This is a genomic window from Sphingobacterium sp. 1.A.4, from assembly GCF_002734245.1.
In the GTDB taxonomy this organism is placed as follows: domain Bacteria; phylum Bacteroidota; class Bacteroidia; order Sphingobacteriales; family Sphingobacteriaceae; genus Sphingobacterium; species Sphingobacterium tenebrionis.
On record NZ_PEAZ01000063.1, the window covers coordinates 149,255 to 160,053 of the forward strand.

The 10,799-nt window shown below is 39.9% G+C and carries 7 protein-coding genes and 1 pseudogene; 4 read left to right on the forward strand and 4 right to left on the reverse strand.

All coding sequences use genetic code 11. The features are described 5' to 3' along the window. Positions 1–26: 26 nt before the first annotated feature. Both rho and pssA read left to right on the forward strand, forming a co-directional pair. Positions 27–1,526 (forward strand): transcription termination factor Rho, encoded by a 1,500-nt coding sequence (rho, locus tag CRJ00_RS11145; protein WP_099366945.1) that lies wholly within the window; start codon positions 27–29, stop codon positions 1,524–1,526. A gap of 61 nt (positions 1,527–1,587) precedes the next feature. Beyond that, entirely contained in the window at positions 1,588–2,280 is a 693-nt protein-coding gene (gene pssA, locus CRJ00_RS11150) for a CDP-diacylglycerol--serine O-phosphatidyltransferase (protein WP_099366946.1), read from the forward strand. Here the strand turns inward: pssA and CRJ00_RS11155 are convergent. Beyond that, the gene (locus CRJ00_RS11155) at positions 2,259–2,615 is read right to left on the reverse strand and encodes an Hpt domain-containing protein (protein ID WP_099366947.1); all 357 of its coding nucleotides are present in this window, start codon (positions 2,613–2,615) and stop codon (positions 2,259–2,261) included. The two genes, pssA and CRJ00_RS11155, sit on opposite strands and share 22 nt — an antisense overlap. Then, the gene (gene folK, locus CRJ00_RS11160; protein WP_099366948.1) at positions 2,602–3,096 is read right to left on the reverse strand and encodes a 2-amino-4-hydroxy-6-hydroxymethyldihydropteridine diphosphokinase; all 495 of its coding nucleotides are present in this window, start codon (positions 3,094–3,096) and stop codon (positions 2,602–2,604) included. Before folK ends, CRJ00_RS11155 begins: the two co-directional genes overlap by 14 nt. Positions 3,097–3,171: 75 nt before the next feature. On the opposite strand from folK, the gene sppA reads away from it, so the two are divergent. Beyond that, entirely contained in the window at positions 3,172–4,941 is a 1,770-nt protein-coding gene (gene sppA / locus CRJ00_RS11165) for a signal peptide peptidase SppA (protein ID WP_099366949.1), read from the forward strand. Between the two features lie 86 nt (positions 4,942–5,027). Continuing rightward, complete coding sequence (locus tag CRJ00_RS11170; protein ID WP_099366950.1) at positions 5,028–6,218, forward strand: phosphoglycerate kinase; 1,191 nt, start codon at positions 5,028–5,030, stop codon at positions 6,216–6,218. A 264-nt stretch (positions 6,219–6,482) separates the two neighbouring features. On the opposite strand, the gene CRJ00_RS11175 is transcribed toward CRJ00_RS11170, so the two are convergent. Beyond that, on the reverse strand, positions 6,483–9,320 hold the full coding sequence (locus tag CRJ00_RS11175; RefSeq protein ID WP_099366951.1) for a TolB family protein: 2,838 nt from the start codon (positions 9,318–9,320) through the stop codon (positions 6,483–6,485). A 1,296-nt stretch (positions 9,321–10,616) separates the two neighbouring features. Continuing rightward, a pseudogene (locus CRJ00_RS18820) lies at positions 10,617–10,799 on the reverse strand (IS4 family transposase); the annotation flags it as partial.

The following is a 10,799-nucleotide window of genomic DNA, read 5'->3' on the forward strand; positions in this document are numbered from 1 at the left end:
AATCCTATAAATCATAGAATAAATTAATGGATATTAATGAATTGAATACGAAACTCGTGTCTGAATTGCGCGAGATCGCTAAAGTTCTTGGTATTGCCGATGCTGAAAAGCTTAGGAAGCAAGAATTGATTGATCGTATTAGTGTAATAGCCCAAGAGGCACAAAAAGGAACAGCTGAAGAAGCACCTGTTCATGAAGATGCGGATGTGGACGCAAGTGGTGAAAGACCTAGAAAGCGAATGCGCACGGTAAAGACGGCTGAACCAGTAGCCGTAGGTCGTAAGAAATCACCTGAAGAGGATCAACCGAAGATCGAATTCCCAACTACACCTTCCGAAAAAGAACAAGCTGAACCTCAGAAGCCATCAGTTCCGGAACAAACACAAAAACCAGCAGCAAACCCTACAGACTTCGACAATGTCATTGTTAATGAAGGTGTATTGGAAATCATGGCTGATGGATATGGATTCCTAAGATCTTCTGATTATAACTACCTGACTTCGCCAGACGATATCTATGTTTCCCAGTCGCAGATCAAATTATTCGGATTGAAAACTGGAGATAATGTACGTGGGTGTATCCGTCCGCCGAAAGAAGGCGAGAAATATTTCCCTTTGGTACGTGTAGAAGCAATCAATGGTCAAGATCCGGCCGAAGTTCGCGACCGTGTACCATTTGATTACCTAACACCACTATTCCCGGATGAGAAATTGAATTTGGATTTAGGTCCAGGCAATTATTCTACCCGTATCATGGATCTTTTCACACCGATAGGTAAAGGTCAGCGTGGATTGATCGTAGCACAACCGAAAACAGGTAAAACCAACTTGTTGAAGGAAGTGGCAAATGCTATTGCGAAGAACCACCCAGAAGTTTATTTGATTATCCTTTTGATCGATGAACGTCCGGAAGAGGTAACCGATATGGCACGCAGCGTACGTGCGGAAGTGGTTTCATCCACTTTTGATGAACCGGCAGATCGCCATGTAAAAATTGCGAACATCGTATTGGAAAAAGCTAAACGTATGGTCGAGTGTGGACATGATGTGGTTATCCTGTTGGATTCCATCACCCGCCTTGCCCGCGCATACAATACCGTGGCTCCTGCATCCGGAAAAATCCTATCAGGTGGTGTGGATGCCAACGCACTCCACAAACCAAAACGTTTCTTCGGTGCTGCCCGTAACATTGAGAACGGGGGATCATTGACAATCCTAGCTACCGCATTGACAGAAACAGGTTCTAAAATGGATGAGGTTATCTTCGAAGAATTTAAAGGTACAGGTAACATGGAACTTCAATTGGATCGTAAATTATCCAATAAACGTATCTTCCCAGCGATCGATCTTACAGCATCTAGTACAAGACGTGATGACTTATTGGTTGACCGTGAGGAATTACAACGTCTATGGGTATTGAGAAACCACTTAGCGGATATGAATTCTCAGGAAGCTATGGAGTTTTTATTGACCCAAATGCGTGGTACCAAATCAAATTCCGAATTTTTAATTAGTATGAATGGTTAAAAAACCATGAGAAATTGATATTTTTAAGCCATCTTTGTTACAAAGATGGCTTTTTTTATTTATGAAGAAATATATCCCCAATACCATAACGTCACTCAATTTATTCTCCGGATGCATTGCTGTGCTGTTCGTTCTGAAAGGAGAATTTAATTATGCTTTTTATTGCGTATTGGCATCTGGAATATTTGATTTTTTCGATGGTATGGTGGCTCGCGCCCTTCATGTAAAATCGCTGATAGGAAAGGAACTGGACTCTTTGGCAGATGTGATCAGTTTCGGGTTTGTGCCTGGCGTGATTATGTATATGATGTTGAAAAACGCTACAGATCAGGAATACCTGCCTTATATTGGCTTTATTATTACCGTTTTCTCGGCCTTACGCCTGGCGAAATTCAATATTGATACCCGCCAAACGACCGATTTCATAGGCGTGAATACCCCAATGAACACCTTTGTGATCATCTCCCTTCCCTTTATTGCTCAACAATACCAAATACTGAACAACGCTTACCTATTGATAGGCATAGCGATCGTATCCAGCCTACTTTTGGTATCTGAAATTAAATTGTTCTCGATGAAACTGAATAGCTTGAAATGGTCTGTGAACAAATACAAATACCTATTTCTGATCGTTAGTGTGCTATTATTGGTTTGGTTAAGGTTTCTGGCCTTACCGTTAGTGTTGTTGATCTATATCCTGTTTTCCTTTATCCATTTTTCGTCGGAGAAAAATCAGGATAGGGTAGAGGCATAATCTTCGAGCTCTTCCATGGCTTCCTTGAAGTCTCTTTCCATAATCGTGAAATGGCTTTTCAAGTCGGTGTAAGCCGCGCCTGATGTCACCAAGTTTTCCAATTCCTGGAACTGGTATCTTAGACTGCTTGCGCCAATGTATTCCATGGTCGGTTTGATATGATGGGCTTTGGATTTGATTCCCGCGAAATCCTTGTTTTCCACCAGCTCTTGAAGAGCCTTAAAATCCTCCTTACCCTGTCCCAAAAACATGGAAATCATTTGTTTTATCACTTCTGTATTATTCATCATATTGCTTTGAATAATATCAGCGTCGATAATATTATAGGTGTTCATGAATGTGTTTTTTAACTGTTAATGTGTCTTTAGACTCCAATAATAAGGTTTTGTTTATTTTCTTTAAAACCGGATGAAGATATTGTGGAGAAATTTCGACCAAAGGCACCAGGGTAAAATTGCGTTCTTGGATATAGGGATGTGGTATTTTCAGTCTTTCCGTATTAATTATTTCCTCGTTGAAATAGAGTAAATCGATGTCAATTACACGTGAGCCCCATTTTTTTAAGCGAACCCGACCTAGATCACGCTCAATGTCCAAGGCGATGTCCAAACATTCCATGGCCGAATACGCAGTGGATACGGCTAATACCTGATTTAAAAATACAGGCTGATCGGTTACTCCCCAGGCCTCCGATTCATAAATGCTGGACTGAAGTTCAATGCTACCGATACGTTCCTCAATTTCCAGCCTTGCAGCAGCCAGTTGCTGCCAAGGATCACCTATGTTTGCACCCAACAAAATGTATACTCGATTCATGCGTTTAATATAGGAATAGTTATTAGGAAAGTTGGAATAATAACTTATTTTTACTGACGCTAAAGCATAACATGTATGAGATCATTTTTTAAGTATGTATTAGCCACGATCACCGGTATTATTATTAGTTCCATTATTTTATTTTTTATCGTTATTGGAATAATTGGCGCCATGGTGAGTTCTGTTGGCACAAAATCAGAAACTATTACCCCGAGCAATGCCGTGCTCATGATCAATCTGGATCACACCATCACCGAAAAAACGGAGCCCAATCCTTTCGAGGGACTGGATGTTCCTGGTTATTCCGGTACGCGCAGCATTGGCTTGAATGATATCCTTTCCAGGATCAAAGCCGCAAAAGAAGATGCGAATATCAAAGGGATCTATTTGAATGTTGCGGGCGTTAATGCGGGGTTTCCTACTGCTAAAGCCATTCGAGAAGCCATTGTAGATTTTAAAGAATCAGGAAAATTCGTCCTCGCCTTCAGTGATGTAATGAGTCAAAAAGGATATTACATGAACAGTGTAGCCGATGAGATCTACCTAAATCCGCAAGGAAGTTTGGATTTTCGTGGGCTAGCGACTTCGGTGATGTTTTTTAAGGAAGCCATGGAAAAGCTGGGTGTAGATATGCAGATCCTGAAGGTTGGAACTTATAAAAGTGCGGTGGAGCCTTTTATGATGAACAGCATGAGCGAAGCGAATAAGGAACAGGTGAATTCCTACTTAGGAAGTATCTATAATACCTTTTTACAGGACATCTCCAACAGCAAAAAGATCACCGTGGATAGCTTGAAGCACATTGCTGACGGATATCTGATCCGTGAACCGGAGGATGCCAAGATATATGGTTTTGTTAATGGTCTGTTATATAAAGATGAGGTCTTGGCAAAATTGCGTGGAAAATTAGGGATCGATGCGAAAAAGGATATTCCTTATGTCTCGATCTTGGATTATAATAATAAAGCAGATGCAGGCGAAGCAGGTGCTAGCCGTGTGGCGGTATTGTATGCTTATGGCGAGATTGTAGATGGTGAAGGGATGGAAGGACAGATTGGGGGAGATAAAATATCACGCGAACTTCGGGATCTCCGCACGGATGATCGGGTTAAAGCGATCGTTTTGCGGGTAAATTCACCAGGTGGTTCGGCGTTGGCATCAGAAAATATCTGGCGGGAAGTGGATCTGACCAAAAAGGTAAAACCTGTGATTGTTTCCATGGGTGATTATGCCGCATCGGGAGGTTATTATATTTCTGCAGCTGCGGATTCCATATTTGCTGATCCAACGACATTGACAGGCTCTATTGGGGTATTCGGAATGATCCCCAATATGCAGAAGCTGTTCAATGATAAATTAGGGATCCATTTTGATGCGGTGAAGACAGCTAAATTCGCAGATATGGATGTCGATATGGATAGACCACTAACGGAAGAGGAAAAAAGTATCATTCAAGGTGGGGTGAACAAGATCTATCAGGTTTTTATGAAACGTGTGGCTGATGGTCGTAAAATAGATGTTGCCAATGTGGATAGTATCGGGCAGGGACGTGTATGGACTGGGGAACAGGCAGTTAAGTTAAAGCTGGTGGACCGCGTAGCTGGGTTGGATGAGGCTATTGAAGCCGCTGCAAAAAAGGCGAAACTGGATAATTACCGTGTTTCCGAATACCCTCGAGCGAAAGAACCATTTGCCAATCTATTATCCACCTCCAAAGAAAAAATCAAGATGTGGATGCTGGAGGATGAGATGGGTGATTATGTGAAATACCTCACGGAAATTAAAAAAATTACGAAGCGGTCTGGAATACAGGCACGAATACCTTATTTGGTAGAAATATATTAAACTAAAAAGGCGTTGACTATCGTTTTGGGTTCAACGCCTTTTTTATATCTTTAGACACGAAAATCAACCGGAAATAAAAAAATATCATGAAAACAGTAGACGATTTGAATTTTAAGGACAAGAAAGCATTGGTGAGAGTAGACTTCAATGTGCCTCTTGATGACGACTTTAATATTACAGACGATAACAGGATTCAAGGGGCATTGCCGACCATCAAGAAAATCTTAAAGGATGGTGGTTCCGTGATCTTGATGTCCCATTTAGGCAGACCAAAAGAAGGTCCTACCGATAAATATTCCTTGAAACATATTGTTAAACACCTATCGGAAGTGTTGGGTGTTGACGTTCAGTTTGCTGATGATTGCATTGGGGAGCAGGCAAAGGAAAAAGCTGCAGCATTAAAACCTGGAGAAGTTCTTTTGTTGGAAAACCTTCGTTTTCATAAAGAAGAGGAAAAAGGAGATAAGGATTTTGCTAAGAAATTAGCTGAACTTGGGGATGTGTATGTGAATGATGCTTTTGGAACTGCGCACCGTGCGCATGCTTCAACAGCTATTATTGCGGAATATTTTCCGGGAAATAAATTTGTTGGATACCTGATGTCTAATGAGATCAATAATGCGGAGAAAGTGATGAACAAGCCTGAGCGCCCGTTTACAGCGATCATGGGTGGTGCGAAGGTTTCAGATAAATTGGAACTGATCGAAGCCTTGTTGGATAAAGTGGATAATTTGATCATTGGTGGCGGTATGGCTTATACCTTTATCAAGGCTCGTGGTGGTGAGATCGGTAAATCCATTGTAGAATTGGATAAGTTGGATCTGGCGAATGAATTGGTGAAGAAAGCGGATGAAAAAGGGGTGAATTTGGTGTTGCCAACAGATGCACAGATTGCGGATCGTTTTGCGAATGATGCGAAGGTGTATGATGGTCCCATCGATGAGATTCCAGCTGATCTACAAGGATTGGATATTGGTAAGGAGTCTTCAGAACATTTCTTTGATGTGATTATGGCATCGAATACCTTGTTGTGGAATGGTCCAATGGGTGTTTTTGAGGTGGAGACATTTGAGAAGGGAACACGTGCGGTGGCGAATGCGGTTGTAGCAGCTACGGAGCGTGGTGCTTTTTCGTTGATCGGTGGTGGTGATTCTGCTGCAGCAATCTCGAAATTTGGGATGACGGAACATGTGAGTTATGTAAGTACCGGTGGTGGTGCTTTATTGGAATATATGGAAGGGAAGACTTTGCCAGGAGTGAAGGCGATAATGGATTAGAAAGGTTTTTGGGAGGGGCTCTCTGGCATTGCGAGCTCCGCGTCATTGCAAACTCCGCGTCATTGCGAGGAACGAAGCAATCTTCCCACATGTCATGCTGAGCGTAGTCGAAGCATCTGTTCGTATGTAACCGTACAGATCCTTCGACTGCGCTCAGGATGACAATAGTCCAAAGTCAAATTCCAAAGCAAAGTCCAAAGATTGCTTCGTCGTACCTCCTCGCAATGACGTAGAGTTCGCAATGACGCGTGGCTCCCAAAATTCTTAATAACTATAACTAAAGCTAAAACTCGGCACTACCTTTCCTCTTGCGCTTGGATGATTAATAAAACTCAATTTCCCACCCAGCCCAAAATCCGGCAATTTATACCTCATCAAATTGAAATCCATAGAGAGTCCAACCCCATATGATGCCGGTGAAAACCCACTATCCTCCAAATTCTGATAATCCGAAAACAGATACCCATGGAATCTTTTGATATACCCCAAAGGGCCAATCGACCAATCCGGATAAGCAATCGGAAAACGATAATTCAACAACAAGGTATTATCCACCTTCTCGGATTTGAAATGAGCCCAGCCACCCACCATAGGGAGTTCATTCGAATTGGCAAACTGCCCAAACCCATTCTGATAAGATAACCTAGCCTGAAAACCGTGGTTCCTAAAGAAACCAGGAAAGTAAAAATTACTCTTTAACACCCAGATATTACCCGTCATGCCGGATGTAAAAGGTACATGCCTATAAATAAAATTGATGTTCTGTCCCCATTTTGGGATCAGATCCATTTGGCTGCGGCGCCAATTGCGGTTCAAATAAACCTGATAATTTAATGGAAATGCAATTTCATACCTGAAATTCCTTAAATTATCCATGCTCAGATCATACCTTTTCTGATAGGAAGTCCCAAAATTCAACCCATAACTGTAAATCACATTGCCCCTGTATTTGACCATAGGGATCTGCATATCCAACATATACACATGTTCCCTATAATCAAAATTGATGGTTTGCGTGCCGTTATTTCCCACTTTCGCCTGACCTATCAGCCCCCTGTTTTCATAACTCACCGTGAATTTCGGATAATATTTCTGATAAGTAACCTCTGCTGAATAGCTGCTTTTCTCCCTTTCCAGATCATATTCATAACCCAATTTGACCTGCGAAGTATTCAGCAGATCATTGGCGATCCAGAAAATACCTGGCCTGTAATTATCAAAACTTTCAAAATTATTAGCGCTTATGCTAAGGCTATGGAAGTTGAAAAGATGGCTTAAAGGATTGTATTTTTTGATCTGGTAGTCTTGATTTTGAGGTTGATTTTCCAAACTATAGATAGCATTAAGCTGCCGATCCATGATCGCCGGATTGTTCTCATCAATCTTCACCGGATGGAATTTTATAGAATCCAACCTAAGTTTTCCTACCTTTTGGCCATTAAATTTATAGCTGTTATAGTAAAGGATATTCCCATCATAGCTGCTTGGCGAATAGTTTCCCAAGCTCGAAAAGGTGACCTGGGAGACTGATCCATTACCAAGATCCAACCAGAAAATATTATCTTTTTGATCTTTTTGTGCCTTGAAAATAACGCTTTCACCGGCATAGATCGGGCGCTCAAACTCTTGGTTCGACCAAGCGAATAGGGGTTCCCAAGACTTGGATTCCAAATCTATTTCGATCAGATTATTGCCTTTTTGACTCAAGACAATGGCTACTATCTTGTTGTTTTTTGGATGAAGAGCAGGCTGTAATAACTGGAAATCCGCAGGCATTTGCACAACCTCTTGAACGTCCAATGTCTCTAAATTGATTTTAACTAGGCTAGAAACGTTTGTTTGATCTACATGGGCCGTATATACATTTTCAGAATTTGAATCGATTACAGGGCTGTAAAAACGGCTGTTTTTGCTGAGGTCCTTCGATTTTTTCGTCTTTATATCATAAATCCGGATAATATTATAGGTCTGTTTACCAAATCGGGCATCCCTTCTGATTTCGTCCCATACTATATGCTTATCGTTTAAGTGAAAATATGGGCGGAGCTGATAACCGAGCTGAAACAATTTTTTACTGCTATTCTGTTCGATTTTTGCCAGATGGGGTATCCGATCTGGCGATTCCACCAAGGTGAAAATTTCTCCTGAACCATTGGTTTGAGGGAGGTAATAATGGCTGAAATATCGGTCGTTTTTTGGAGAAATAATATCCTCATGTTCGGGTTTGATATGCATTTCCCAAGTGCCCTTATACGCCTTCATACTTTGCGTGTATAGTGCCTTACTGTTCATGTCTGTTTCTTTCTTCAGGGCAACATTAAAGTTGAAGGGACGCAGTAGATTTTTCCTCATGTTGTCCATGATCTTCTCCTTCACGGGATATCCAAAATTGTTGCTGAGGTAGCTATTCATCAGATATCCGGTGAGGTAGTAAGAGGGGGTAATATCTTTGAAAGACCCAAGAATATTTTTATCGAATGAATAGTTTTTGCCGGCTACCATATTGGCTTTTAGGGGAACCATCCAGGCGCTGGATCTTCCTCGGCCACCATTGGAGAATTGGGTTTCGATAGAGACGGCATCCCCCTCAAAGTACCATGCCGGAAGATGAAGTCCGTATAAGGCTAAAGCCAATTGTTCGAAAAACGAACCTTTGATTTTACCTGTCAATTTGTCAAACTGTGCTACATGTCTAAGTTCGTGCTGGACGAGGTTCGGTAACCAATTGGTGTTGTCGCTAGCCGGCCCAGGTGTGGAGAATAGTTCCACTTTACGTGGAGCCAATTGAGCGAAACCATTCTGTTCGATATGGTTCTCTTGAACTATGATTGAAATCTTCCTTGGATTTATTCCTAGATCCTTACTGGCATTATCCAACATGCTGTTGATCTGAGAGGCGAGGAGAGGAGCTGCTTTTTCAAATTCTTGAGGGAATATCAATTGGAATCGGGCTTCATTTATCTGTCTCCATTTCGTCTTAGAAGAGGCTTGGTCGGAGTCAAAAAGTTGAGCTTTTACTTGTTGTGTATATATGGTTAATATAATACAAGTTAAAATACTGATAAATATATATTTATATAATGATTTTTGTCTTAAAAACATGTTATGCTAAAAATATTAGTACAAAATCTAAGATTTAATTTAAGTTAGTGTTTTATTAATAAACTTTTAAATGCTGAAATACAAGCTTTTATATTGTTTTTATGTTTATTCATAATTCACTAATTTTTGGTTGTTTTTTGTGCTTTTTTGTGCGTTTTGGAATTTGTTGACTCCACTCATTCGGACAAATTATTGCTTGCTGTAAATGTATGTTTATTTATTAAATATTCCAAGAGATGAAGCAGGATGCTGTTCAATTCAAAATTTATGTCTATTACGTTGATAGACATTGTTCAATATCCTTTCGTTTTTTTGGATACATTTTATAGATTGGAAATTCATTTTTCAAGTTAGTGTTTTCAGATCTCCTATGTTTGGGAATCTTCGGTTATGAGCGGGGCTTATTCGTCCTATGCTAATGTTAAGGATTTAGCCTTTCTAATAAGTCTATTCGTTTAGAAAAAGGTATGCCATAATGGCATTTATTTATGCTGGCTTTAAAATTTGAACGCTTATCTTATTGCTTGTTTTCCGAGGTCAGTTCGGGATTTTCTTTCGTTTTTTTTGCCGCACTTTTGGCATTGTGATTTTTAGGATGGAATATTTATTCCGAATGATTTTAGATTTTGTTGAGTGAACTTTTCTTAACTAGTTTTGGAATGAAAGCTTTCTTTTTTTTCTTCTTCTTTTTTATCTCCTTTTGCACAAGATTTTTTTTCTGGTAAACTTTGGATCGGTTTGTTTGAGGTTGATATTGGATTGAATATTTCAAAGACTATTAGGGGGTAATTTGGTGTTCTGTAATATTAATAGGGGTATGCTGCAGTATTGAATAAGTATAATCTATAAGTATAACATTTGATTCATGCATACTCATCCAATTGCCTTTCCAATGAACATCAAATAAAGGTGAGTTGAAGGTAGTTTTATTTGATGGTTTTTCGGATTTCTATTTTAAGTGGGATCGGTTATTTTTGCTTCATTTATTCAAGCTATAAGTGGTGCAATTTTCCGCCAGTTGTTTCTTTTTTTATTATTCTATTTTCCATCAGATATTAAAGTTTTGAAATGATTTTCTATACAAACTGATGACAGGATTAATTAACTTTAAAGAATATAAATAATGTAAAGAAGTAATATTGTTCTTCGTTAGCTATCAACCCTATTGATGAAGCTTTTTTCGAATATTTATACCAGTACTGTCCTAAATAAATTTTTTGGCATAAAAAATCCTTCTCCATTTGTGTTCAATTGAAGAATTTGGTTAATTACTGGAAAGGTATCCTATGTGTGTTACTAAAAGAGCACATATTGTCCTTTTTTATCGGGAGGTTTTCCTGAAATGAACGGATCATCCGCCCATTTCCACAGATCAATTTTCACGAATATGTTCAGCCTGATAAAGTTGACCAGATTCGAGAGGTTCCAGTCGTACTTTGCTTTCTTCTGAATGTACTTAAAGAGCAGGATCCCGATAAG

What these genes read in the sequence shown, in the direction of transcription:
- rho (WP_099366945.1), top strand. Translation starts at nt 27, where the DNA reads ATGGATATTAATGAATTGAATACGAAACTCGTGTCTGAATTGCGCGAG.
- pssA (WP_099366946.1), top strand. Translation starts at nt 1,588, where the DNA reads ATGAAGAAATATATCCCCAATACCATAACGTCACTCAATTTATTCTCC.
- CRJ00_RS11155 (WP_099366947.1), bottom strand. Translation starts at nt 2,615, where the DNA reads ATGAACACCTATAATATTATCGACGCTGATATTATTCAAAGCAATATG.
- folK (WP_099366948.1), bottom strand. Translation starts at nt 3,096, where the DNA reads ATGAATCGAGTATACATTTTGTTGGGTGCAAACATAGGTGATCCTTGG.
- sppA (WP_099366949.1), top strand. Translation starts at nt 3,172, where the DNA reads ATGAGATCATTTTTTAAGTATGTATTAGCCACGATCACCGGTATTATT.
- CRJ00_RS11170 (WP_099366950.1), top strand. Translation starts at nt 5,028, where the DNA reads ATGAAAACAGTAGACGATTTGAATTTTAAGGACAAGAAAGCATTGGTG.
- CRJ00_RS11175 (WP_099366951.1), bottom strand. Translation starts at nt 9,320, where the DNA reads ATGTTTTTAAGACAAAAATCATTATATAAATATATATTTATCAGTATT.